This is a genomic window from Pseudomonas sp. Pso3 (genome assembly GCF_055393275.1).
Map to the genome: position 1 here is coordinate 2,317,443 of NZ_AP043687.1, position 22,239 is coordinate 2,339,681.

Below are 22,239 nucleotides of genomic sequence, written 5' to 3' on the forward strand. Positions count from 1 at the left end.
TCAGCGGGGGTAAAGAGGGGGTAAAGGCTGCGCGGTGGGCTAGACGCTGTAGTAGTAGCCGCGGCCCCGCAGCGCCAGGATGCGCGGACGACCGTCGGCATGGCTGCCGAGTTTGCGGCGCAGATTGCTGACATGCATGTCCAGGCTGCGATCGTAGAGGGTCAGCTTGCGGCCCAGGGCCGCCTGGGCCAGGGCCTGCTTTTCCAGGGGTTCGCCCGGTTGCCGCAGCAGGGCTTCGAGGATGCGGCTCTCGGTGAGGGTTAGGGTGATCTCGGTTTCGCCGATGTTGGCGACGCCGCGCGCCAGACTCAGCGACAGGTCGCCCAGCTGCAGGCGGGCCGCGGGCTGGGCCGGATGACTGCGTCTGAGGATGGCTCGGAGGCGCGCGGTGAGTTCGCGCGGATCGCAGGGCTTGGCCAGGTAGTCGTCGGCACCCAGCTCCAGGCCGAGGATCCGGTCGAGGGGTTCGCCCCGTCCCGACAGCATCAGCACGGGCAGTTGCGGATGATCGCTGCGCAGCTGCTTGAGCAATTCCAGGCCACTGCCGTCAGGCAGCATCACGTCCAGCACCACCACATCCGGTGTCGCCTCGCGCAACTGGGTGCGGGCGTCGCTGCCGGCATGACAGGCGTTGACCTCGAAGCCTTCCTGTTTCAGCCAGGCACCGAGCAGGTCGCACAGTTCTTGGTCGTCGTCGATCAGCAGTATCTGACTCATGGGATCAGTCTCGCGGTTCATCCATGGGTTGCAGATGGCGCGCCAGATAGAGGCCCTGACCGAGCATGAACACCAGGGTCATTGCCAGACTGCCAAAGACCTTGAAGTCGACCCAGAAGCTTTCGTAGGTGAAGGCCACGTAGAGATTCGCGCAGCCGCAGACGATGAAGAAGACGATCCAGGCGATGTTCAGCCGCGTCCAGATGGGGGCTGGGAGGCGCACCGCGTGGCCCAGCATGCGCTGGATCAGCGGCTTGTCGCCGATGAAATGGCTGCCCAGGAAGGCCAGGGCGAACAGCCAGTTCACCACCGGCGCCTTCCATTTCAGGAAGGTCTCGCTATGGAAGGCCAGGGTCATGCCACCAAACACCAGGCAGGCGATCAGCGTCAGCCACTGACTCTTCTCCAGCCGGCGCTGGGTCGCGAAGATCGCGCCGTAGACCACCAGGGAGGCGATGATCAGCACCGCGGTGGCACTGAAGATGCCGCCCAGGGTAAAGGCGTGCCCGGCGAACTCCAGCGGACGCGGATCGAGCTTGTAGACCAGGAAGAACAGGAGCAGAGGGATGAAATCGATGAATTGTTTCATTAACGCAGCCGATAGCAGTGCATCGCGGCATAATACCTGATGAAGCCGGAGGAGAAAGCCATGCGTATCGACCTGCACTGTCATACCACCGCGTCGGACGGCGCCTTCGCGCCCGCCGAGGTGGTCAGACGCGCCCATGAGCGCGGGGTGCAACTGCTGGCCATCACCGACCACGACACCCTGGATGGCTATGCCGAAGCCCTGGAAGCCGCGGACGGCCTGGGTCTGCGCCTGCTGCCCGGGATCGAGATGTCCTGTACCTGGGGTGGGGCGACCCTGCATGTGCTGGGCTACAACTTCGCCCCCGAGGCGCCCGAATTGAACGCTGCGCTGGAAGCCCTGCACGAGGGACGCTGGGAACGCGCCCGGGAAATCGACCGGCGGCTGGCGGCCAAGGGCATGCCCGGCACCCTGGACGGCGCCCGGGCGGTGCAGCTGGCCCTGGGCGACAGTCGCAATGCGCCGGCCCGGCCGCATTTCGCCGAATACCTGGTGCAGGCCGGCTTCGTCGAAGACCGCGGCGATGCCTTTCGCAAGTGGCTGGGCGGCGGCAAGCTCGGCGACGTCAAGCAGCACTGGCCGACCCTGGCCGAGACCCTGGCGACCCTGAAGGGCGCCAAGGCATGGATCAGTCTGGCCCACCCGCTGGCCTATGGCTTCACCCGCACCAAGCTGCGCAAGCTGATCGGAGAATTCGTCACCGGCGGTGGCCACGCCATCGAGGTGGTCAATGGCGTGCAGCCGGCGGAGCAGGTCGGCACCCTGGCAATTCTGGCGCGGGAATTCGGTCTGATGGTCAGTGCGGGCAGCGATTTCCATGCGCCGGCCGACTGGTCGGAGCTGGGGATGTACCGCCCGTTGCCCGAAGATCTGCCGCCCCTCTGGGCGCGCTTCAGTCAACCGCTGTACCCTCAGAATCGGGAACCCCAATGAGCCAGTTCATCGAGATTCATCCGCAGAATCCCCAGCCGCGGCTGATTCGTCAGGCCGTGGAAATCATCCAGTCCGGCGGTGTCATCGCCTATCCCACCGATTCGTCCTATGCCCTGGGCTGCCGTATCGGTGAGAAGAGCGCGGTGGAGCGTATCCGCCGCATCCGCCAGCTCGACGACAAGCACAACTTCACCCTGGTGTGCTGCGACCTCTCCGAGCTGGGCATCTATGCCAAGGTGGATACCAGCGCCTTTCGCCTGCTCAAGGCCTACACACCAGGACCCTATACCTTCATCCTCAACGCCACCCGCGAGGTGCCGCGCATGCTGCTGCATCCCAAGCGGCGCACTATCGGCGTGCGGGTGCCCCAGCATCCCATCACCCTGGCGCTGCTGGAGGCGCTGGGCGAGCCGCTGATGAGCGTGAGCCTGATCCTGCCGGGGGATGACGAGGCCCTGGGCGATGCCTGGGAGATCCGCGAGCGTCTCGAGCATTTCGTCGACCTGGTGATCGAGGGCGGTCCGGGTGGCCTGCAGCCCTCCACCGTGATCAGCCTGGCCGACGACGAGCCGGAAGTGATCCGCGTCGGTGCCGGTGATCCCACGCCCTTCATGATCGAAGCATGAGCGAAGCCCTGGACCCCCAGCTGCTCGAACCCGAGCAGCTGCGCCTGGCGCTGGTCTATGGCGAGGCCTTCACCGAACTGCCCCAGGACCTCTACATTCCGCCGGATGCGCTGGAGGTCTTTCTCGAAGCCTTCGAGGGGCCTCTCGACCTGCTGCTCTATCTGATCCGCAAGCAGAACATCGACATCCTCGACATTCCTGTCGCCGAGATCACCCGGCAGTACATGAGCTACGTCGAGCTGATGAAGGCGGTGCAACTGGAGCTGGCCGCCGAATACCTGCTGATGGCCGCCATGCTGGCGGAGATCAAGTCGCGCATGCTGCTGCCGCGCGCCGAAGGCCTGGAGGCCGAAGAGGAAGATCCGCGCGCCGAACTGATCCGCCGGCTGCAGGAATACGAGCGCTTCAAGAAGGCCGCCGAGGACCTCGACGACCTGCCGCGGGAGGGACGCAACTTCGTGGTGCCCAGCTTGCCGGCGCCCGAGGCGCGGGCGCGCAAGCTCCTACCCGAGGTGGAGCTGGGCGAGTTGCTGCTGGCCATGGGCGAGGTCCTGCGCCGCGCCGACCTGTTCGAGAGTCACCAGGTGACCCGCGAGGTGCTGTCCACCCGCGAGCGCATGAGTCAGGTGCTGGAGCGCCTCAAGGATGGCGCCTTCGTACCCTTCGTGGCGCTGTTCACCCTGGATGAAGGCCGGCTCGGGGTGGTGGTGACCTTCATGGCCATCCTCGAGCTGGTCAAGGAATCCCTGGTGGAGCTGGTGCAGAACGAGCCCTTCAGCCCCATCCATGTCCGCGCCCGGGTCAGAGACACTGATGCGGAAGGGGTCGCTCAGGCGTAAGCCAGCGCTGCCGTCGCGGCCGCGCTCTTGCGCTTGCCGACCCGCAACCGGGCGCCTTCACCGGCCGCGGCCAGGGCCGCGGCTTCAGCCACGCTGGGACTGCCGGTGTGTTGCAAGGCGACCGCACTCGGCGCGGCGATGCCCTCCTGTTGCGCCAGACGTTCGGCGGAGAAGCCCTGCAAGGGTAGTTGCCAGCGCTGGGCCAGGTGTTGCAGTGCGTTTTCCTCCACACGGCGGTCCACCGTCGCCAGCGCCGTGAGGGCGTTGGGGTCGCAGCCGGCCTCCTGCAGCACTGCCAGGGCCAGCGCGGTCAGCTCCTCCACCGAACAGCCCCGGCGGCAACCCAGGCCCAGGACCAGCGCCATCAGGCCTGAGGCGCCTGGCGATGGAACAGCCAGCTGCAGGCGAGTCCCAGGAGCAGCCAGAACGGCAGGTTGCTGGCCAGCACGGCGATCTGGAAGTGCCGTTGCAAGGCCTCCGGTGCCAGGCTCGCCTGGGCGACGGGTTGGGGCGCACCCAGCAGATGGGGAATGAGCAGCAGCCCGAGGGCGGCGATCTTGAAGCCGGGATGGCGAGTGAACGCCAGGAGCGCGAGCGCCGCGGCAGTGGCACCGGCAGTGCCCAGCCACCAGGCTTGACGCAGGGTGAGATCCGCCGCGGCCGTGCCGGGTAGCTCCGGCGGCAGGCCGAGGCTGGGCGCCAGGCAAAAGGTGGCATAGCCGGCCAGGCCCCACAGCAGGCCCTGGTGCAGGCGGGTCGGGCCTCTTAGATTGAACAGGCCCGCCAGGATCAGGCCGAAGCCTACCGCCACCACCAGGTTGCCGCCAAAGGTCGACAGGGTTCGCGGCCAGCCATCCGCCGGCGTCCAGGCTGCTTCTTCACCATGATGATGCTGTCCGGCCATGGCGGGCGCCTCGGTCTGGACCTCGTAGGTTTCCGCCTGGAGGATGAGCGGGGTCAGCCACAGGCTTTGCAGGGCACTCAGCAACAGGGCCGCAAGGAGGCCGGCCACGCCGGCACTGAAGGCAATACGCTGGAACATGGCGAACTCCTTTTAGTGGCAGGGGAAGCCTTCGCTATGGCGGGTATCGTGAGCGCCGTTGTGCAGCGCCTCGACATGGGAGAAACCGGCCAGAAGCACCAGGCCCAGGCCGAGCAGGCAGGCGAGCAGGGTGGCGGTCAGACGCTGGGTGCGGGTACTGGTCTGGGGCAGGGCGGTGGTCGAGCGGGTAGCGGTCATGGCAGGGCCTCGGAGTCGAAGCGGCAGGGACGCGCCGAGGCAGCGAGCCGCAGGCGGCCGCCGTCCAGCACGACCGCCCACCGCGGGTTGCTTGAAAGCAGCAGGCCGGTCTCCGGACTCACGAGGGTTGCAGGCTGCAACTACCAGGATCGCCTTCCCCAGACTTGCCGGCCGGGTGGCTCTGTGATCCTGCGCTCGTCTACCGTTGCGGGGGCAGTGCCGGACTCGGACCGGCTTCCCGTTTCACCGCGACCCATGGCGGAGTCGCGACACCTGAAGCAGCGGCGAGCAGACCACGCGCCTCGTCCGCCGGTCAAGTCTGGCCGATTGACACCCCGGCGGGGCGCTCGTAGCCTGTCGCGTTGCGAGGTGCTCTTGTCGGCAAGAGCTTGAAAGGGAACGCGGTGCGACACCGCGGCTGCCCCCGCAACTGTAAGCGGCGTTTTTAGCCTCTCCACTAGAGCCTGTTCATAATTTGCTGCGCGTCGGCCAAACTGCGTTGAAGCTGCTTTCGGAATGCTCATTTACCATTCGTAAACTCCGCTTCCTCAAGCATCTTCGCCTTGTTTGACTCTAGCTCGCGAAATTATGAACACGCTCTAAGGCCACTGCTCACGCGGGAAGGCCGGAGCCGGGCGCCGCGAGCCAGGAGACCTGCCTCGCCACGTTTCGAACACGCAACCGGGCGGGGTGATCCGGGCTGCCATTGGGGCCTCGCCGCGGCGCGAGCGCCTGGCATGCCTGCCCGTCTTCTTTCGCTTTCTCTCTAAGGGCAGCCCATGAAAACCCTGGCCAAGACCCCCGTCACCATCGTCACCGGCTTCCTCGGTTCCGGCAAGACCACCCTGCTGCGGCACATGCTCGACCACGCCGAAGGCCGCCGCATCGCGGTGATCGTCAACGAATTCGGCGAGCTGGGCATCGACGGTGAAATCCTGCGCCAGTGCAGCATCGGCTGTACCGAGGAAGAGGCCCAGGGCCGCGTCTTTGAACTGGCCAACGGTTGCCTGTGCTGCACCGTGCAGGAAGAATTCTTCCCGGTGATGAAGGAGTTGGTAGCCCGCCGCGGCGACATCGACCATATCCTCATCGAGACCAGTGGCCTGGCCCTGCCCAAGCCCCTGGTGCAGGCCTTCCAGTGGCCGGAGATCCGCAACGCCTGCACGGTGGATGCGGTGATCACCGTGGTCGACAGCCCCGCGGTGGCGGCCGGCACCTTCGCCGCCCATCCCGAGCAGGTGGACGTCCAGCGCCGCCAGGACCCCAACCTCGACCATGAATCGCCGCTCCACGAGTTGTTCGAAGACCAGCTCGCCAGCGCCGATCTGGTGATCCTCAACAAGGCCGATGGCCTGGATGCCGAGGCCCTGGCGCGGGTACGTGCCGAGGTCACCGAGGAGTTGCCGCCGGCGGTCAAGGTGGTGGAAGCCAGTCGCGGCGTGCTGCCGCTGTCGGTTCTGCTGGGGCTGCAGGCCGAATCCGAGGCCCATATCGACAGCCGTCCCACCCACCATGACCTCGAAGGTCATGAAGACCACGATCACGACGAATTCGACTCCTTCGGCGTCCAGCTGCCCGAGGTGGCCGAGGCGACCCTGCTGGCGGCCCTGGCCGAGGTGGTCAAGACCCATGGTGTGCTGCGGGTGAAGGGCTTCGCGGCCATCGCCGGCAAGCCGCTGCGACTGCTGGTCCAGGGGGTCGGCACCCGCTTCGACAAGCACTTCGACCGCCCCTGGAAGACCGATGAGACCCGCAGCACCCAGCTGGTGCTGATTGGCCAGGAGCTGGACCAGGCGGCCATCACCACCCAGTTGCGCGCCGCGGTCGCCTGACGCCAGATGCATCTGCTGCGTACCCAGCCGGGCGGCTTCGTCCCCGACGACGGCATCGCTCACCTGGCGCAGACGCCCGGTGAGATCGTCGTGCTCTGCAGTGGCGATTCGCACCTGGCGCTGCTGGCGGAGGCGACCCGTAGCCTGGACGAGGACTATCCGAGTCTGCGCCTGGCCAATCCCATGCAGTTGCAGAACCACGCCTCGGTGGACCTCTATGTCGAGGAGGTGCTGAGCCAGGCGCGAGTGGTGTTCATCTCCCTGCATGGCGGCCAGGGTTACTGGCGCTATGGCATGGAACGGCTGGCCGAGTTGGCCGCGCGGGGGCTGACCCTGATCGCGGTACCCGGCTGCGATCGGCCCGATCCGGAGCTGATGGCCCTGGGTACGGTGGCCCCGGAGCTGGCCGAACGGCTGTGGCGCTATCTGCGCCAGGGAGGGCTGGGCAATGCCCGGGATTTCCTGCATTGCCTGGCGGCCGAATGCCTGGGTGCCCCGTACACCTACCAGCCGCCACGGGAATTGCCGCGGGTGGCGGTCTATCAGCCGGAAGGCCTGGGTCTGGACGGCTGGCGCCAGCACTGGCGACCGGATTGGCCGACCGCGGCGCTGCTGTTCTATCGCACCCATCTGCAGTCGGCCAACACCGCCTTCGTCGACGTCTTCTGCCAGCAGCTGGCCGCCGAAGGGCTGAATCCGTTGCCTATCGCCGTGGCCAGTCTCAAGGAGCCGGCCTGTCTGGAGGAGGTGGAGCGGCTGCTGGACGAGACCAACGCCGCGCTGATCCTCAATACCACCGGCTTCGCCCAGTCCAGTCCGGAGCGGCCGAATCTGACGCCGTTCCGTCGCCCGGTGCCGGTGCTCCAGGCCATCTGCGCCCAGGACAATCGCGAGCGCTGGCTGGAGAATCCCCAGGGTCTGGGTGCCCGCGACCTGGCCATGCATATCGCCCTGCCGGAATTGGACGGGCGCATCATTACCCGGCCGATCAGCTTCAAGGGCCTGGCCTGGCGCTGCGAGCGCAGCCAGAGCGACGTGGTCAACTACCAGGCCGATGGCGAACGCATGGCCTTCGTCGCCCGTCTGGCGCGTAATTGGATCGAACTGGCACGGCGTCCTGCGGCGGACAAGCGCATCGCCCTGATCCTGGCCAACTATCCGACCCGCGATGGCCGCATCGGCAATGGCGTGGGCCTGGATACCCCGGCGGCAGCGCTCGGGGTACTGCGCGCCTTGCAGACGGCCGGCTATCCGGTGGCCAATCTGCCGGACAGCGGCACCGCCCTGATCGAGCGTCTGCTCGGTGGGGTGACCAACGACAGCGCCCTGCGCGATCTGCGCCCGGCGTTGCAGAGCCTGGCGCTGCAGGACTACCAGGCGTTGTTCGCCGGGTTGCCGCTCAGCCTGCAGCAGGCGGTGATCGAGCGCTGGGGCGGACCCGAGACCGATCCCATGCACCGTCGCGGTCGGCTCATGGTGGCCGGGGTGCGCTTCGGCCTGACCTTTGTCGGCATCCAGCCGGCGCGTGGCTATGACGTCGATCCGGCGGCGGTCTACCACGATCCTGCGCTGGTGCCGCCCCATGGCTACCTGGCCTTCTATTTCTGGCTGCGCGAGGCCTATGGCGCCCAGGCCGTGGTGCATCTGGGCAAGCACGGCAACCTGGAATGGCTGCCGGGCAAGGGCGTCGGGCTGTCGGCGGAGTGTTGGCCGGACGCCATTCTCGGACCGCTGCCCAACGTCTATCCCTTCATCGTCAACGACCCGGGCGAGGGCGCCCAGGCCAAGCGCCGCACCCAGGCGGTGATCATCGATCACCTGATGCCGCCGCTGACCCGGGCCGAGAGCTACGGGCCGCTGCGCGATCTGGAGCGGCTGGCCGACGAATACTATGACGCCAGCCTGCTGGATCTGCGGCGCGCCACCGAGTTGCGCGGCGAGATCCTGCAACTGGTGCGCGAGACCGCCCTGGATCGCGAGCTAGGGCTGGTGATCACCGACGATCCGGACAGCTGGCTGCCGCAGCTGGACGCCTATCTCTGCGATCTCAAGGAATCCCAGATCCGCGACGGCCTGCATGTGTTCGGTGAATCCCCGACCGGGCAATTGCGTCGCGATACCCTGGTGGCGCTCTTGCGCATCCCCCGTGGCGATGCCCAGGGCGGCAATGCCAGTCTGTTGCGGGCGCTGGCCAAGGATCTGCAGCTGGAGTTCGATCCCCTGGCCGCCGACCTGGGCGAGCCCTGGCAAGGGGCGCGCCCGGCTTGCCTGGCGGCGCTGTCCGCCGAACCCTGGCGCACCCTGGGCGATACCCGGGAGCGCCTGGAATTGCTGGCCCTGGCGCTGGTCGCCGCGATGGTCGATGCCGAGCCTTTGCCGTTGGCGCTGGACGAATTGCCGGCGACCCGTCCGGTGCTGGAACACCTGGTCACCCAGGTGGCGCCGGCACTGGACGGCTGTGGCCCCGCTGAAATCGTCGGCCTCCTGGCGGCCCTGGACGGGCGCTTCGTGCCGGCCGGTCCCAGCGGCGCGCCCAGTCGCGGGCGGCTGGATGTCCTGCCCACCGGGCGCAACTTCTTTTCCGTGGACGTGCGCAACCTGCCGAGCATGACCGCCTGGCGGCTCGGCTGGCAGTCGGCCAATCTGCTGCTGGAGCGTCATCTGCAGGAGGAGGGCGACCACCTGCGCCAGCTGGGTCTTTCGGTCTGGGGCACGGCGACCATGAGGACCGGCGGCGACGACATCGCCCAGGCCATGGCGCTGTTGGGTGTGCGCCCGGTGTGGCAGACCGGCAGCGCCCGGGTCGAAGACTTCGAGATCCTGCCGCTGTCGCTGCTGGATCGTCCGCGGGTGGACGTCACCCTGCGCATCTCGGGTTTCTTCCGCGATGCCTTCGGTGGTCTGGTACGGCTGTTCGATGCCGCGGTCCAGGCGGTCGCTGCCCTGGACGAGCCGGACGATCTCAACCCCCTGGCCGCCCAGGTTCGCCACGAGCGCGCTGCCCTGGAAGCGGCCGGTACCGCTGCTGACCTCGCCCGGCGTCAGGCCGGCTGGCGCATCTTCGGCGCCCAGCCCGGTGCCTATGGCGCCGGTGTTCAGGGCGCGGTGGAAGAACGCCAGTGGCAGGATCGCAGCGAACTGGCCACGGCCTACCTCAACTGGGGCGGCTACGCCTATGGCGCCGAGGATGAGGGCACCGCCGCTCGCGATGACTTCTCCCGCCGCCTCGGTCGGCTGCAGGCCGTACTGCAGAACCAGGACAACCGCGAGCACGACCTGCTCGATTCCAACGACTACTACCAGTTCCAGGGCGGCATGCTGGCCGCCGCTGAGACCCTAAGCGGCCAACGGCGCGCCAGCTACTTCGGCGACCATGCCCAGGCCGATCTGCCGAAGATCCGCACCCTGAAGGAAGAGCTGGGCCGCGTGGTGCGCTCCCGGGCAGCCAATCCCAAGTGGATCGCCGGCATGAAGCGCCATGGCTACAAGGGGGCCTTCGAGATGGCCGCCACCGTGGACTACCTGTTCGGCTTCGGCGCCACTACCGAACTGGTGGAGGATCACCAGTACCGGCAACTGGCCGATGCCTATCTGCTCGACGCCGATACCCGTGACTTCGTCGAGCGCCATAACCCCGAGGCCCTGCGCGACATGACCGAGCGCCTGCTGGAGGCCCAGCAGCGCGGTCTCTGGCAACAGCCGGGCGACTACCGCGAAGCCCTCGAACAGCTGCTGATGGATATGGATGAAGCCTGAGATGACCGCCCCTGTCTTTCCCCTGGCCGCCGTGGTCGGCGCAGACAGCCTCAAGTTGGCGCTGTGCCTGAATGCCATCGATCCCCGTATCGGCGGTGTGCTGATCGAAGGTCCCCGGGGCATGGCCAAGTCGACCCTGGCCCGGGGCCTGGCCGATCTGCTCGGCGGCGGTCCCTTCGTCACCCTGCCTCTGGGCGCCAGCGAAGAGCGCATCGTCGGCACCCTGGATCTGGATGCGGCGCTGGGCGAAGGCCGGGCGCGCTTCGCGCCGGGCGTACTGGCGGCGGCCCATGGCGGCGTGCTCTATGTCGACGAGGTCAATCTGCTGCCGGATCACCTGGTCGACCTGCTGCTGGATGTGGCGGCCAGTGGGGTCAACCGGGTGGAGCGCGACGGCATCTCCCATGAGCACGCCGCGCGCTTTTTGCTGGTGGGCACCATGAATCCGGAGGAGGGCGAGTTGCGTCCGCAGTTGCTGGACAGGTTCGGCTTCGCCCTGGCGCTGGACAGCCGGCCGGCCCCCCGGGAGCGGGCGGAGATCCTGCGCCGGCGGCTGGCCTTCGACAGCGATCCGTCAGCCTTCATTGCGCAGTGGGAAGCGGCGCAGGGGGAACTGCGTCAGCGCTGCGCTGTGGCCCGTACACGGCTGGCCGACATTCCACTGGACGATGCCGCCCTGGAGGCCATCACTGCAGGCTGCCACCAGGCCGGTGTCGATGGCCTGCGCGCCGACCTGGTCTGGCTACGCGCGGCGCGCGCCCATGCGGCCTGGCGCGGCGCCACGGCGATCGAAAACGCCGATATCGCCGCCGTGGCCGAATACGCCTTGCGCCATCGGCGCCGCGAACTGGCGGATGGTCCCTCATTAATACCACCCCTACAGGATGATTTGACTCCCACTACTCTGGAGCGAGAGCCTGGCGATCAACAGGAGCAGGGGGATGCCGAGACCGCGCAGGGCGAGGGCGATAGCTGGGGTGCCCTGGCGCCGGAGCCCACTGCAACGGGTCCCAGACGCCGATTGGGCGGGGCAAAAAAGCCCTAGGCATCCGATCATCCGGCACCCTGGATCGCGATGCCCGAAGCGGGACGGGCAAGGCCGCAGGCGGTCGCCAGGGCGCGCGTTCGCCGGGTACCGAAGGCCCTGTTGCCTGGGTGTCGACGCTGCTCCGCGGGCGTCCACGTTGCGCGAGTGATCTCCTCCGGCAACCACGCCGGCAGCGTCCCGCCCAGCTTTGGCTGGTGATCCTCGATCACTCCGCGTCCACCCGCCGCCACGGTGCCCTGGCCCAGGCCAAGGGGCTGCTGGCCGACTGGTTCGAGCAGGCCTATCGCCAGCGGGTCAGGGTCGCGGTCCTGCAGACGGCGGGGGCGCGACCCGAATGGTCTTTCCAGGGCCAGCGTAGCGGGCAGGCCCTTCAGGCATGGCTGGAGCAGCTGGGCGCGGGAGGCGGAACGCCTTTGCTGGCGGGACTGGTGGAAGCTCAGGCCTGGTTGACGAGCCGTCGGCGGCAACACCCCGGCGAGGAATGCCAGCTGCTGCTGGTCACCGATGGACGTCTGCGTGAGCTGGAGGGGTTGGCCCTACCGGACTGTCCCATCCGGGTGCTGGATATCGAGTTGGGACCACTGCGCCTGGGACGGGCAGGGGAACTGGCTCGGCGCCTGGGCGCGGAATACCTTCACCTCGAGGAGGTACCGGTGGTCTAGCCACCGGTGCGGCGTAGGTCGGGTCGAGGCGGTCCCATCGTCGAAGCCCGACATCGGGGAACTCGAGCCTCGTTCTGTTGGGCTTCGCTGCGCTCAACCCAACCTACCAGAGAGCCTCAATGCCCGCCCTTCATCGCCTTGACCAGGGTATCCACGTTGTAGCGGAACATGGCGGCATAGGTGGGCGCCGGGCCGTCCGCCGGAGACAGGGCTTCGACGTACAGCTCGCCACCCGGCTGGGCGCCGCTGGCCTTGGCGATCTGCTGTACCAGGCGCGGATCGTTGGAGTTCTCGAAGAAGTAGGTGGCGACATGCTCCTGCTTGATCTGGCGGATCAGCTTGGCGACGTCCTGGGCGGACGCCTCGGCTTCGGTCGATAGCCCCAGCGGCGAGATGAAGGTCACGCCATAGGCGTCGGCGAAGTAGCCGAAGGCATCATGGGAGGTCAGTACCTTGCGTTTGGCCTTGGGTACCTGGCCGATCTGCTCGCGGGCATAGCGATCCAGGGCTTCCAGTTCGGCGATGTAGCGATCGCCGTTGGCCTTGAAAGTGGCCGCGTCCGCCGGATCCACCGCGGACAGCGCCTTCACCACGTTGCGGGTGTAGACGACCACGTTCAGCGGGTTGTTCCAGACATGGGGATCGATACCGCCATGGTCGTGATCATGGTCCGCGTTGCCATGTTCATCCTCGTCTTCCGCCATCTCGCGGGTCTTGATCCCCTCACTGAGCACCACCGGCGGGCGCGCCTGGCCGGAGGCCTTGATCAGGCGGTCCATCCAGCCTTCCAGGTGCAGGCCGCTCATGAACACCACATCGGCCTGCTTCAGCGCCTGGGCATCGGTGGGCGTCGGTTCATAGGCATGGGGATCGCCATTGGGACCGACCAGGGAGGAGACCTGCACCTGATCGCCACCGACCTGTTTGACCACGTCGGCGATCACGGTAAAGGTGGCGACGGCCTTGACCGGTGCGGCCTGGGCCTGGCCGGCAGCGGCGAGCAGGAGGGCAGCGCCCAGGGAGAACAGGGATTTCATGGTGACTCCTTTCAGTGGGTGAGGTGGGGGCGGGGGCGCAGTCGCCGGTAGAGACCCAGGCGACCGAACAGCAGGGACAGGAGGTAGCAGCCACCCGCAGTGAGGACGATGGCCGGACCCGAGGCGCAGCCAAGGTGGTAGGACAGCACCAGGCCGATCAGGCCGCTGAGGCTGGCGATCAGGCTGGCTACCGCCATCAGCCCGGGCAGGCTGTTGGCCCAGAAGCGCGCCGCGGTGGCCGGCAGCATCATCAGACCCACCGCCATCAGGGTGCCCAGGGCCTGGAAGCCGGCGACCAGGTTGAGCACCACCAGCAGCAAAAACAGCAGGTGATAGAGCGAACCGCGACCACCCACGGCGCGCAGGAAGCCCGGATCGAAGCACTCCAGCGCCAGCGGCCGGTAGATCACCGCCAGCACCAGCAGCGACAGGGTGGCGATGCCGGCGACCAGATAGAGCGCCGTGGCGTCGATGGCCAGGATGGTGCCGAACAGCACGTGCAGCAGATCCACGCTGGAGCCGTGCAGTGACACGATCAGCACCCCGGCGGCCAGGGACATCAGATAGAAGCTGGCGAAGCTGGCATCCTCGCGCTGGCTGGTGAAGCGGCTGACCAGGCCGGCGAGACCGGCCACCAGCAGGCCGGCGAGCATTCCGCCGATGCCCATGGCCGGCAGCGACAGCCCGGCGACCATGAAGCCCAGGGCTGCGCCTGGCAGCACGGCATGACTCATGGCATCGCCTACCAGACTCATGCGCCTGAGCATCAGCAGGACACCCACCGGACCGGCGCCCAGCGCCAGGGCCAGGCAGGCCACCAGGGCGCGGCGCATGAAGCCGAATTCGACGAAGGGTTCGACGAGAAATTGATAGAGGGTCATGCGCGTTCACAGACCGCCGCGTTGGCGTCCCAGCGTTCGGCGAGATTGCGCGCGCGGGCCAGATGCTCGCTGACCAGCACCTGATCGGTGTCGCCCCAGGCGATGGCCTCCCGGGCCAGCAGCAGGGTCTCGGGAAAGTGCTGGCGAACCTGCTCCAGGTCGTGCAGCACGGCGATTACCGTGCGGCCCTGGCCATGCCAGCGGCGGACGATGGTCAGCAGGTCCGCAGTGGTGCGCGCATCGATGGCGGTGAAGGGCTCGTCCAGCAGCAGCACGGGAGCGTCCTGCAACAGCAGGCGGGCGAACAGTACCCGCTGGAATTGCCCGGACGAGAGGGCGCCGACCAGGCGGTCCTCCAGGCCTTCGAGACCGACCGCCTGCAGCGCCCTGGCCGCTTCCTCCCGGTGGGCGGCGGTCACCCCGCGCCAGAGGCCCAGGCCGCGCCAGGCGCCCAGCACCACGGTTTCCAGCACGCTGAGGGGAAAGCTGCGGTCGATCTCGGCGGCCTGCGGCAGGTAGCCCAGACGGCGTTGCGGCACCGCGCGGCTGACCCGGCCACTGACGGGTCTCAGGGTGCCGGCGATGGCCTTGAGCAGGGTGGACTTGCCGGCGCCATTGGGGCCGACGATGGCGGTGAGGCTGCCGGTCCGGAAGCAGCCACTGAGATGATGGATGGCCGGATGTCGCTGATAGGCCAGGGTCAGGTCCTGGAGTTCGATGGCCGCGCTCATGGCAGGGCGACCGCCCAGAGCACGGCCAGCCACAGGGCGACCAGGGGAATGCTGGCGAGCAGCAGGCGGGCGGGTACGGAGAGCAGTAGAAGGGAAGCGCGCGGGGATGCCATGATCGAGCCTTGGATAACGTGTAAAAGTTATAACATAACAAATGCAGTAGCGTCATCAGTGCGCGCGGGATGAATCACGCTAGGCCAGCAGGGTCGGGTTTTGCCGCAGAATGTTCCCTGCCCCAAGCAAGAGGCAGGGAAGGGCGCGACCCTGTCAGGCCGCCTGGGTCTCCGCCATCCGCTCTTCCAGCCGTTGCAGGAAGTTGAGCAGCAGCACCTCTTCTTCCTTCAGCCCCTTGCGCTTGCGCGGTTTGGGCAGGGTGCAGAGGTCACCGGCGAGGAAGGCATCCAGCACCCCGGGATGGATGTAGCACTTGCGGCAGACCGCCGGGGTATTGCCCAGGGTGCGGGAAACCGCCTTGACCATGTCCACCAGTTCCTTCTTGGCATCGGTCTGGGTCTCGCAGCGCAATTCGCGCAAGGCTTCCAGGGCAAGGGCGCTGCCCGCCCAGGTGCGATAGTCCTTGGCGGTGAAGTCGGCGCCGGTGAGTTCGTGCAGGTAGGCGTTGACGTCCGACGAGGTCACGGTATGGCGTTCGCCATCACCGTCCACATACTGAAAAAGGTGCTGGCCGGGCAGCTCCAGGCACTTCTTCACGGTGCGCGCCAGCCGCGGATCGCTGACCTTGATGTCGTGCTCCACCCCGCTCTTGCCGCGGAAGTGGAAGGCGATGGTATTGCCATGCACCTCGGCGTGCCGGTTGCGCAGCGTGGTAAGGCCATAGGACTTGTTGCTCTTGGCATACTGGGCGTTGCCGACCCGGATCAGGGTCGCGTCGAGCAGGCTGATGACCGTGGCCATGACCTTTTCCCGACAGAGGCCGCGGCGGGCGAGATCCTCTTCCACCCGCTGCCGCAGCTTGGGCAGGGCCTGCCCGAAGGCCAGCATCCGCTCGTACTTGTCGGTATCACGGATCTCGCGCCAGCGCGGGTGGTAGCGATACTGCTTGCGACCGCGGGCGTCGCGTCCGGTAGCCTGCAGATGGCCGTTGGCGTCCGGACAGATCCAGACGTCGGTATAGGCCGGCGGGATGGCCAGCTTGTTGATCCGCTCGACTTCCGCCTGGTCGCGGATGCGCTCGCCAGCGGGAGTGAAGTAGGCCCATTTGCCACGCGGCTTGCGCCGGCTCAGACCCGGCTGGCTGTCGTCGACGTAGTTGAGGTCGGGCGGCAGGGGGGTGCAGAGGGCGGTACCGGTGTCGTCACGCTCATCGGCGGGGATGGGCAGGTCGGTCTGGGCGAGGCGTTGCATTATTTTGGAGGGTTTCGAGCGAGAGGTCATGACTGCACCGACGATTTCCTGGTCGAAACGGTGGACTCCAGGAAACAGGACCCGGTTCTCATGACAGCGCTCGAGCCGACCGACGCACAGTTGCGCGAAGCCTTGCTGGCCAAGGCACGGGCGCGCCGCCCAGGGACCACCTTCTGTCCTTCGGAAGTTGCGCGCGACCTTGCGGCGGACTGGCGACCACTGATGGAGCCCCTGCGCGAGGTGGCACGGGAGCTGGCTCGCGCAGGCCAACTACGGGTGACGCAGAAGGGCGAGGTCCTTGATACCGAAGCGACCTGGCGCGGTCCGATCCGATTAAGCTTGGCTTAAGCGGCGTTTAAGTTTCGATTAATGGCCGATGGCTACTCTGGAAACCGTTCAGACAGCAACCAGAGGCATCACCATGAAAAAGCTTACCGCCCTTGCGACCGCCACCCTCTTGCTCACCGGTATGGGCGTTGCCCAGGCCCGCGATCTCGGCCGCGACGAAGCCCTCAAGCTGCGTGACAGCGGCAAGATCAAGAGCTTCGAGGTGCTCAACCAGGCCGCCATCGCCAAGCATCCGGGCTCGACCACCCACGAGACCGAACTGGAAGAAGAATACGGTCGCTACATCTATCAACTGGAACTGCGTGACCCCAAAGGTGTGAAATGGGATCTGGAACTCGACGCCACCACCGGCGAAGTCCTGAAAGATCAGCGCGACGACTGACCGTTGTCCTCGCCGGACTCTTGCTGCTCGGCAGCGTCTCGCCGCTGATCCAGGCCCGCGACCTGGATCAGGACGAGGCCCTCAAGCTGCGCAAGGAGGGGGTTATCCGCCCGCTGGAGACCCTCTTGCAGCGGGTGAACGAACGCTATCCCCAGGCTCGGCTGCTGGAAGCCGAACTGGAAGAAGAAGACGGTCAGTATCGCTACGAGATCGAGATCCTCGTCGGCGATGTCGTCCGCGAATTGGAAATCGGCGCGATGGATGGCGCCATCATGAAGGACGAGGTGGACGACTAGATGCGCCTGTTGCTGGTGGAAGACGATGTCGCCCTGGCCGACGAAATTTCGGCGTTCCTTGCCCGCCAGGGCTATGCCGTGGACTGGCTCGCCGATGGCCGCGACGCCGCCTGGCAGGGTGCTCAGGAGCCCTATGACCTCATCGTGCTCGATCTCGGCCTGCCGGGGCGGCCAGGGCTCGAGGTGCTCAGCGAGTGGCGCGCAAAGGCGCTGGCGACGCCGGTCCTGATCCTGACCGCCCGCGACAGCTGGGCGGAGCGCATCGACGGTCTCAAGGCCGGTGCCGACGACTACCTCACCAAACCCTTTCACCCCGAAGAGCTGGGCCTGCGCATCGCCGCCTTGCTGCGGCGGGTTCGCGGCGTGGCCAACCAGCCGCTCCTGCAGGCCGCCGGACTCGCGCTGGACGAGGCGCGCCAGTGCGTGGTGCGTGGCAGCGAAACCATCTCCCTGAGCGCCGCGGAATTCCGTCTGCTGCGCTGTTTCCTGCTGCATCCCGGGCAGATCCTCTCCAAGACGCGCCTGAACGACCACCTCTACGACGGCGAGAGCGAGCGCGACTCCAATGTCATCGAGGTGCACGTCAATCACCTGCGGCGCAAGCTGGGGCGGGAAGTCATCGAGACGCGGCGCGGCCAGGGCTATCGCCTGGGCGGTGTCGATTGAGGTCCATCCAGGCCCGCCTCAGAGTCGGGCTGGTGGCCATTCTGCTGGTGGCGGGCCTGGTGCTGGTCCTCGGGGGCGCCTGGCTGGTGGACCATGCCTTGCGCCGCTATCTGGAGACCGGGCTGCGCGGCGAGACGGAAAATCTGCTCGCTGCCCTGGTACGCGGGCCCCATGGCCTGCAACTGGACGAGGGGCGCCTGGGCAGCCTCTACACCCGCCCGCTGTCCGGTCGCTATTTCCTCATCGAGATCCCGGTGCTGGATATCCGCTGGCGCTCGCGTTCGCTGTGGGACGCGCAACTGGAAGCGCCGCCCAGGAGTGGCCTGAGCGAGACCCTGGCGGACGGCCCCAGCGGCCAGCGATTGCTCACCTACCGCGCTGACTACCAGCGCTATGGCCAGACGGTACGGGTCGTGGTGGCCGACGACTACAACCCGCTGTTGACCAACCTGACGCGCATCCTCGCGTTCGGTGCCCTGCTGGGGCTGGCGACCCTGCTGCTGGTCCTTCTGCTGCAACGGCTGATCGTGCGCCGGGCACTGCGCCCGCTGGACCAGGTGCGCGAGCAGATCGCCCAGCTGCATCAGGGGCGCCGTTCGACGCTGGACGCCGGCATGCCCATCGAGCTTGCGCCGCTGGTGGAGGAGATGAACGCCTTGCTGCGCCATACCGAGGACGGCCTGAAGCGCGCGCGGCATGGCATCGGCAACCTGGGGCATGCGCTCAAGACGCCGCTGGCGGTGCTCACCAGCCTGGCCGAGCGTCCCGAGCTCCAGGCACTGCCCGAGCAGCGCGAGGTCTTGCGCGAGCAACTGGCGCGTATCCGCCAGCGGCTGGAGCGGGAGTTGCGCCGCGCCCGGCTGGCCGGCGAGGCCCTGCCAGGCGCTCATCTGGATGCCGCCGAACTGCGCGAGCTCTGCCGGCTGCTCAATCGCCTGCATGGCGAGCACCAGCGGTTCGACTGCCATCTGCCCGAAGGACTGCGCCTGCCCTGGGACCGGGAAGACCTTCTGGAGCTGTTCGGTACCCTGCTGGACAACGCCGGCAAGTGGGCGGATCGGCAGGTTCGGCTGGAGGTGGCGCAGCGGGAAGAGGGTTATCTGATCCGGATCGAGGACGACGGCCCCGGCGTGCCGGAGGCGCAGCGCGCGGCCATCCTCGAGCGGGGTTCCCGACTGGACGAGGCGGTGGCCGGCCATGGCCTGGGGCTGGGAATCGCCAAGGACATCGTCGAAGGTTGCGCTGGAACCCTCGTCCTTGAGACTTCCCGGCTGGGTGGGCTGGCGGTGGTCATCTGCCTTCCGGCGCCGGTGCGCACAGCGTCTACGAGGTGACTTCTCGGTCAAGTTCTGCAGCGCGATGCCGATAACGGCATCAGCTCTTGCGAACAAGGAGAACCTCGTGAGCCTCAAACTTAAAGTCACCTTACTGGCGGTCCTGCCCGTCTGCCTGTTCACGCTCGTGCTGGGTGGTCTGTCTTACTGGGTCTTGCACGAGCAGGCGCTCAAGGACGTCGCCGATGCCCGCGAGCGACTGATGGTGCAGAGTCGCAACGGCCTGCAGAACACCGTGGAAGCGGCCATGACCGTGGTCAAGCCGCTGTACGACAAGGCCGCCGCGGGTGATACCGAGGCGCGCCAGGAGGCCATCCGCCTGCTGTCCGCCATCAGCTACGGCAAGGATGGCTATATCTTCGGCTACGATTCCAACGTGGTCCGCCTGTTCAAGGGCAACGACCCGGCCGGGATCGGCAAGAGCTTCAAGGACAATCGCGATCCCAGCGGCGTCTACCTCAACCAAGAACTGGTCCGGGTCGGCAAGGATGGCTCGCATTTCAGTCGCTACAGCTCTTCGCTGCCGGGCAACAAGGACGTGCTGGTGCCCAAGCTCGCCTATACCGACTACCTGCCCAAGTGGGATCTGGTGATCGGTTCCGCGGTGAACCTGGATGGCGTGGAGGCCGAGGTCGCCGCCGTGGCCGACCAGGTCGCCAAGCGTACCCAGGACCAGCTCTGGCTGATCTTCGGTACCTCCGGCGTGCTGCTGGTGGTGATAGGTATCGCCGCGCAACTTTTTGCCGCCCGGACCCTCAGGCCCCTGGCGCAGATTCGCGAGAACCTCGATGACATCGCAGCCGGCGAGGGTGATCTGACCCGCCGCCTGCCGGTCAACGGTCGCGACGAGATCGGTGAACTCGCCGCTGCCTTCAATCGCTTCGTCGATCGCATCCAGGGCACCATCGCCCAGGTCGTCGACATCACCCACCAGTTCACCGGTCTGCTTGACGATGTGGCCCAGCAGGCCCAGCGCACCGATCGCGACATGCAGCGTCAGCGCAGCGAAACCGATCAGGTGGCGACCGCCATCAACCAGATGTCCGCCGCGGCACAGGAGGTGGCGAGCAGCGCCCTGCGGGCCTCCGAAGCCACCCGCCAGACCGAGGAGAAGGGCCGGCTGGCCCGGGAGACGGTGGCCACCAGCGTGGCGCGCATCCACGAGCTGGTCGAGGAGGTACGCCAGAGCAGCGTCTCCCTCGATGGCCTCAAGCAGGACGTCGGCGCCATCGTCGGCGTACTGGACGTGATCCGCGCCATCGCCGAACAGACCAATCTGTTGGCACTCAACGCCGCCATCGAAGCGGCCCGGGCCGGTGAAGCCGGGCGCGGTTTCGCCGTGGTCGCCGACGAAGTACGCGCGCTGGCCAGCCGGACGCAGCAGAGCACCCAGGAAATCCAGGGCATGATCGATCGTCTGCAGCAGGCCACTGGCCGTGCGGTGGGAGCCATGGAGCGCTCGGGGGGCATGGGCGAGGCCACTACGGCCCAGGCCGAGCAGGCGGGGACAGCCCTGGCTGCCATCAGCGAATTGATCGCCACCATCAATGCCATGAACACCCAGATCGCCAGTGCGGCGGAAGAGCAGACAGCGGTGGCGGAGGAGATCAATCGCAGCGTCCATACCATCGCCGGTGCCGTGGACAGCATGGCCCAGGGGGCTCAACAGGGTGCCCAGAGTACCGCCGGAATGGTCGGTCTGGGCGAGCGGTTGGACGGATTGGTTCGCCAGTTCCGTGTATGATCGCTGGCGCGTCGGGTTCTCCGGCGCGCCTCTTCAGGTCGAGTTGGGGGTGCTCACGGGAACCCCACGGCTTCCGAGGCTCTAAGCAAGGCCTGTCATCCTTGTTTGGAATCGCGAAAGCCAATGAAAAGTGCTCGGCTGGAAAACAAGACGTTCCTGATCCTGCTGGTGGTGGTCTCGCTGGCCTTCGTCTGGATCCTCACCCCGTTCCTGGGGGCGGTGTTCTGGGGCGCCATCCTCGCCATCCTGTTCGCCCCGCTGCAGCGCTGGTTCGTCCGCCGCTTCAACAACAGGCGCAACCTCGGGGCGCTCTGCACCCTGTTCGTGATCCTGCTCATCGTCATCCTGCCGGTGGTGTTCATCGCCATTTCCCTGGTCCAGGAAGGCTCGCTGCTGTATCAGCAGATCAGCAGCGGTCAGCTTAACTTCGGCCAGTACTACCAGCAGATCTGGGGCGCCTTGCCGGATTCGGTACGCAGCGTCCTGCAGCGCTTTGGTGCCGGTGACCTGGACGGCATCCGCCAGAAGCTCTCCGCTGGTGCCATGCAGGGCAGCCAGTGGGTAGCCACCCAGGCCTTCAGCTTCGGGCAGGGCACCTTCCAGTTCCTGATCGGCTTCGGCGTGATGCTCTATCTACTGTTCTTCCTGCTGCGCGACGGTTCGCAGCTGGTGGCGCTGATCCGCAAGGCCATTCCGCTGAGCGACATGCACAAGCGCAGCCTGATGGCCAAGTTCACCGCCGTGGTGCGCGCCACGGTCAAGGGCAACATCATCGTGGCCGTGGTGCAGGGCGCCTTGGGCGGCTTCATCCTCGGCGTACTGGGTGTGCAGGGCGCGGTGCTCTGGGGCACCCTGATGGCCTTCCTCTCGCTGCTGCCCGCGGTCGGCTCGGCGCTGATCTGGGTGCCGGTGGCCATCTACTTCCTGGCCACGGGAGCGGTGATCAAGGGCGTGATCCTGATCGTCTTCGCCGTGGTGGTGATCGGCCTGGTGGACAACCTGCTGCGCCCCATCCTGGTCGGCAAGGACACCAAGATGCCCGACTACGTGGTGCTGATCTCCACCATCGGCGGCATGTCGCTGTTCGGCCTCAACGGCTTCGTCATCGGCCCGCTGATCGCCGCGCTGTTCATGTCGACCTGGGACCTGTTCAGCCACCGCGACGATATTTGATGAGCGACGTGCTCCAGGGGACTGGAGCACACGAACGGGC

Annotated in this window: 23 protein-coding genes and 2 riboswitches; of the genes, 14 read left to right on the forward strand and 9 right to left on the reverse strand. The window is 66.9% G+C overall.

The window, feature by feature from the left end; translation table 11 throughout:
* Positions 1–39 precede the first annotated feature (39 nt).
* Positions 40–717: a response regulator transcription factor gene (locus tag ACZ5R1_RS10805; protein WP_007158485.1), complete on the reverse strand. Its 678-nt coding sequence runs from the start codon at positions 715–717 to the stop codon at positions 40–42.
* Between the two features lie 4 nt (positions 718–721).
* Positions 722–1,306, reverse strand: a complete 585-nt coding sequence (locus ACZ5R1_RS10810; protein ID WP_144944902.1) for a septation protein A — start codon at positions 1,304–1,306, stop codon at positions 722–724.
* Positions 1,307–1,366: 60 nt separating this feature from the next.
* Here ACZ5R1_RS10810 and ACZ5R1_RS10815 point away from each other — a divergent pair, with 60 nt between their 5' ends.
* The 3 genes from ACZ5R1_RS10815 (at position 1,367) to ACZ5R1_RS10825 (ending at position 3,704) form a co-directional block, all read left to right on the forward strand.
* The gene (locus tag ACZ5R1_RS10815; RefSeq protein ID WP_007158483.1) at positions 1,367–2,239 is read left to right on the forward strand and encodes a PHP domain-containing protein; all 873 of its coding nucleotides are present in this window, start codon (positions 1,367–1,369) and stop codon (positions 2,237–2,239) included.
* Positions 2,236–2,865, forward strand: a complete 630-nt coding sequence (locus ACZ5R1_RS10820) for an L-threonylcarbamoyladenylate synthase (protein ID WP_027599504.1) — start codon at positions 2,236–2,238, stop codon at positions 2,863–2,865. The genes ACZ5R1_RS10815 and ACZ5R1_RS10820 overlap by 4 nt, the downstream gene beginning before the upstream one ends.
* A 110-nt stretch (positions 2,866–2,975) precedes the next feature.
* A complete protein-coding gene (locus ACZ5R1_RS10825; protein ID WP_169853965.1) occupies positions 2,976–3,704 on the forward strand; it encodes a segregation and condensation protein A in 729 nt (242 codons plus the stop codon).
* On the opposite strand, the gene ACZ5R1_RS10830 is transcribed toward ACZ5R1_RS10825, so the two are convergent.
* Genes ACZ5R1_RS10830 through ACZ5R1_RS10840 form a run of 3 tightly spaced genes read right to left on the reverse strand, consistent with a single transcriptional unit; the run spans position 3,695 to position 4,944 of the window.
* Positions 3,695–4,069 carry a cobalamin biosynthesis protein gene (locus ACZ5R1_RS10830; RefSeq protein ID WP_027599502.1) on the reverse strand — a complete coding sequence of 125 codons (375 nt, stop codon included), beginning with the start codon at positions 4,067–4,069 and terminating at the stop codon, positions 3,695–3,697. The genes ACZ5R1_RS10825 and ACZ5R1_RS10830 overlap by 10 nt on opposite strands.
* Complete coding sequence (locus ACZ5R1_RS10835; protein ID WP_027602204.1) at positions 4,069–4,746, reverse strand: CbtA family protein; 678 nt, start codon at positions 4,744–4,746, stop codon at positions 4,069–4,071. Before ACZ5R1_RS10835 ends, ACZ5R1_RS10830 begins: the two co-directional genes overlap by 1 nt.
* Before the next feature lie 12 nt (positions 4,747–4,758).
* Entirely contained in the window at positions 4,759–4,944 is a 186-nt protein-coding gene (locus ACZ5R1_RS10840) for a CbtB domain-containing protein (protein WP_007158478.1), read from the reverse strand.
* A gap of 86 nt (positions 4,945–5,030) precedes the next feature.
* A riboswitch (cobalamin riboswitch) is annotated at positions 5,031–5,236 on the reverse strand.
* A gap of 58 nt (positions 5,237–5,294) precedes the next feature.
* A riboswitch (cobalamin riboswitch) is annotated at positions 5,295–5,620 on the forward strand.
* Between the two features lie 103 nt (positions 5,621–5,723).
* Between ACZ5R1_RS10840 and cobW the strand changes: the two genes are divergently transcribed.
* The 4 genes from cobW to ACZ5R1_RS10860 are packed head-to-tail and all read left to right on the forward strand — an operon-like array spanning position 5,724 to position 12,242.
* Complete coding sequence (cobW, locus tag ACZ5R1_RS10845) at positions 5,724–6,776, forward strand: cobalamin biosynthesis protein CobW (protein ID WP_144953752.1); 1,053 nt, start codon at positions 5,724–5,726, stop codon at positions 6,774–6,776.
* A 6-nt stretch (positions 6,777–6,782) separates the two neighbouring features.
* A complete protein-coding gene (cobN, locus tag ACZ5R1_RS10850) occupies positions 6,783–10,532 on the forward strand; it encodes a cobaltochelatase subunit CobN (RefSeq protein WP_464713190.1) in 3,750 nt (1,249 codons plus the stop codon).
* Between the two features lies 1 nt (position 10,533).
* Positions 10,534–11,577 carry an ATP-binding protein gene (locus ACZ5R1_RS10855; protein ID WP_464713191.1) on the forward strand — a complete coding sequence of 348 codons (1,044 nt, stop codon included), beginning with the start codon at positions 10,534–10,536 and terminating at the stop codon, positions 11,575–11,577.
* A gap of 20 nt (positions 11,578–11,597) precedes the next feature.
* Entirely contained in the window at positions 11,598–12,242 is a 645-nt protein-coding gene (locus tag ACZ5R1_RS10860; RefSeq protein ID WP_464713281.1) for a vWA domain-containing protein, read from the forward strand.
* Positions 12,243–12,358: 116 nt separating this feature from the next.
* Here ACZ5R1_RS10860 and ACZ5R1_RS10865 read toward each other — a convergent pair whose 3' ends face one another.
* The 4 genes from ACZ5R1_RS10865 to ACZ5R1_RS10880 all read right to left on the reverse strand — a co-directional run bounded on the left by ACZ5R1_RS10865 (position 12,359) and on the right by ACZ5R1_RS10880 (position 16,256).
* Positions 12,359–13,279, reverse strand: coding sequence for a metal ABC transporter substrate-binding protein (locus ACZ5R1_RS10865; protein WP_027599496.1), 921 nt, complete (start codon positions 13,277–13,279; stop codon positions 12,359–12,361).
* Positions 13,280–13,290: 11 nt separating this feature from the next.
* Positions 13,291–14,160 (reverse strand): metal ABC transporter permease, encoded by an 870-nt coding sequence (locus tag ACZ5R1_RS10870; RefSeq protein ID WP_007158472.1) that lies wholly within the window; start codon positions 14,158–14,160, stop codon positions 13,291–13,293.
* Positions 14,157–14,891 carry a zinc ABC transporter ATP-binding protein AztA gene (gene aztA, locus ACZ5R1_RS10875; protein ID WP_027602208.1) on the reverse strand — a complete coding sequence of 245 codons (735 nt, stop codon included), beginning with the start codon at positions 14,889–14,891 and terminating at the stop codon, positions 14,157–14,159. The genes ACZ5R1_RS10870 and aztA overlap by 4 nt, the downstream gene beginning before the upstream one ends.
* 267 nt (positions 14,892–15,158) lie before the next feature.
* On the reverse strand, positions 15,159–16,256 hold the full coding sequence (locus tag ACZ5R1_RS10880; protein WP_464713192.1) for a DNA topoisomerase IB: 1,098 nt from the start codon (positions 16,254–16,256) through the stop codon (positions 15,159–15,161).
* A gap of 90 nt (positions 16,257–16,346) precedes the next feature.
* Here ACZ5R1_RS10880 and ACZ5R1_RS10885 point away from each other — a divergent pair, with 90 nt between their 5' ends.
* The 7 genes from ACZ5R1_RS10885 to ACZ5R1_RS10915 all read left to right on the forward strand — a co-directional run bounded on the left by ACZ5R1_RS10885 (position 16,347) and on the right by ACZ5R1_RS10915 (position 22,199).
* The gene (locus tag ACZ5R1_RS10885; protein ID WP_042133966.1) at positions 16,347–16,604 is read left to right on the forward strand and encodes a DUF3253 domain-containing protein; all 258 of its coding nucleotides are present in this window, start codon (positions 16,347–16,349) and stop codon (positions 16,602–16,604) included.
* 73 nt (positions 16,605–16,677) lie between these two features.
* Positions 16,678–16,986: a PepSY domain-containing protein gene (locus ACZ5R1_RS10890; RefSeq protein ID WP_464713193.1), complete on the forward strand. Its 309-nt coding sequence runs from the start codon at positions 16,678–16,680 to the stop codon at positions 16,984–16,986.
* Between the two features lie 20 nt (positions 16,987–17,006).
* Positions 17,007–17,282: a PepSY domain-containing protein gene (locus ACZ5R1_RS10895; protein ID WP_007158466.1), complete on the forward strand. Its 276-nt coding sequence runs from the start codon at positions 17,007–17,009 to the stop codon at positions 17,280–17,282.
* Positions 17,283–17,948, forward strand: coding sequence for a response regulator transcription factor (locus ACZ5R1_RS10900; RefSeq protein ID WP_007158465.1), 666 nt, complete (start codon positions 17,283–17,285; stop codon positions 17,946–17,948).
* Positions 17,945–19,282: an ATP-binding protein gene (locus tag ACZ5R1_RS10905; protein ID WP_464713194.1), complete on the forward strand. Its 1,338-nt coding sequence runs from the start codon at positions 17,945–17,947 to the stop codon at positions 19,280–19,282. The genes ACZ5R1_RS10900 and ACZ5R1_RS10905 overlap by 4 nt, the downstream gene beginning before the upstream one ends.
* A gap of 25 nt (positions 19,283–19,307) precedes the next feature.
* The gene (locus ACZ5R1_RS10910) at positions 19,308–21,026 is read left to right on the forward strand and encodes a methyl-accepting chemotaxis protein (RefSeq protein WP_177411481.1); all 1,719 of its coding nucleotides are present in this window, start codon (positions 19,308–19,310) and stop codon (positions 21,024–21,026) included.
* Positions 21,027–21,149: 123 nt separating this feature from the next.
* On the forward strand, positions 21,150–22,199 hold the full coding sequence (locus ACZ5R1_RS10915) for an AI-2E family transporter (RefSeq protein ID WP_027599490.1): 1,050 nt from the start codon (positions 21,150–21,152) through the stop codon (positions 22,197–22,199).
* The last annotated feature ends 40 nt before the right edge of the window (positions 22,200–22,239 follow it).

What these genes read in the sequence shown, in the direction of transcription:
- aztA (WP_027602208.1), bottom strand. Translation starts at nt 14,891, where the DNA reads ATGAGCGCGGCCATCGAACTCCAGGACCTGACCCTGGCCTATCAGCGA.
- ACZ5R1_RS10820 (WP_027599504.1), top strand. Translation starts at nt 2,236, where the DNA reads ATGAGCCAGTTCATCGAGATTCATCCGCAGAATCCCCAGCCGCGGCTG.
- ACZ5R1_RS10890 (WP_464713193.1), top strand. Translation starts at nt 16,678, where the DNA reads ATGAAAAAGCTTACCGCCCTTGCGACCGCCACCCTCTTGCTCACCGGT.
- ACZ5R1_RS10815 (WP_007158483.1), top strand. Translation starts at nt 1,367, where the DNA reads ATGCGTATCGACCTGCACTGTCATACCACCGCGTCGGACGGCGCCTTC.
- cobN (WP_464713190.1), top strand. Translation starts at nt 6,783, where the DNA reads ATGCATCTGCTGCGTACCCAGCCGGGCGGCTTCGTCCCCGACGACGGC.
- ACZ5R1_RS10810 (WP_144944902.1), bottom strand. Translation starts at nt 1,306, where the DNA reads ATGAAACAATTCATCGATTTCATCCCTCTGCTCCTGTTCTTCCTGGTC.
- ACZ5R1_RS10865 (WP_027599496.1), bottom strand. Translation starts at nt 13,279, where the DNA reads ATGAAATCCCTGTTCTCCCTGGGCGCTGCCCTCCTGCTCGCCGCTGCC.
- ACZ5R1_RS10855 (WP_464713191.1), top strand. Translation starts at nt 10,534, where the DNA reads ATGACCGCCCCTGTCTTTCCCCTGGCCGCCGTGGTCGGCGCAGACAGC.
- cobW (WP_144953752.1), top strand. Translation starts at nt 5,724, where the DNA reads ATGAAAACCCTGGCCAAGACCCCCGTCACCATCGTCACCGGCTTCCTC.
- ACZ5R1_RS10900 (WP_007158465.1), top strand. Translation starts at nt 17,283, where the DNA reads ATGCGCCTGTTGCTGGTGGAAGACGATGTCGCCCTGGCCGACGAAATT.
- ACZ5R1_RS10835 (WP_027602204.1), bottom strand. Translation starts at nt 4,746, where the DNA reads ATGTTCCAGCGTATTGCCTTCAGTGCCGGCGTGGCCGGCCTCCTTGCG.
- ACZ5R1_RS10885 (WP_042133966.1), top strand. Translation starts at nt 16,347, where the DNA reads ATGACAGCGCTCGAGCCGACCGACGCACAGTTGCGCGAAGCCTTGCTG.
- ACZ5R1_RS10805 (WP_007158485.1), bottom strand. Translation starts at nt 717, where the DNA reads ATGAGTCAGATACTGCTGATCGACGACGACCAAGAACTGTGCGACCTG.
- ACZ5R1_RS10840 (WP_007158478.1), bottom strand. Translation starts at nt 4,944, where the DNA reads ATGACCGCTACCCGCTCGACCACCGCCCTGCCCCAGACCAGTACCCGC.
- ACZ5R1_RS10915 (WP_027599490.1), top strand. Translation starts at nt 21,150, where the DNA reads ATGAAAAGTGCTCGGCTGGAAAACAAGACGTTCCTGATCCTGCTGGTG.
- ACZ5R1_RS10830 (WP_027599502.1), bottom strand. Translation starts at nt 4,069, where the DNA reads ATGGCGCTGGTCCTGGGCCTGGGTTGCCGCCGGGGCTGTTCGGTGGAG.
- ACZ5R1_RS10880 (WP_464713192.1), bottom strand. Translation starts at nt 16,256, where the DNA reads ATGCAACGCCTCGCCCAGACCGACCTGCCCATCCCCGCCGATGAGCGT.
- ACZ5R1_RS10910 (WP_177411481.1), top strand. Translation starts at nt 19,308, where the DNA reads ATGCCGATAACGGCATCAGCTCTTGCGAACAAGGAGAACCTCGTGAGC.
- ACZ5R1_RS10870 (WP_007158472.1), bottom strand. Translation starts at nt 14,160, where the DNA reads ATGACCCTCTATCAATTTCTCGTCGAACCCTTCGTCGAATTCGGCTTC.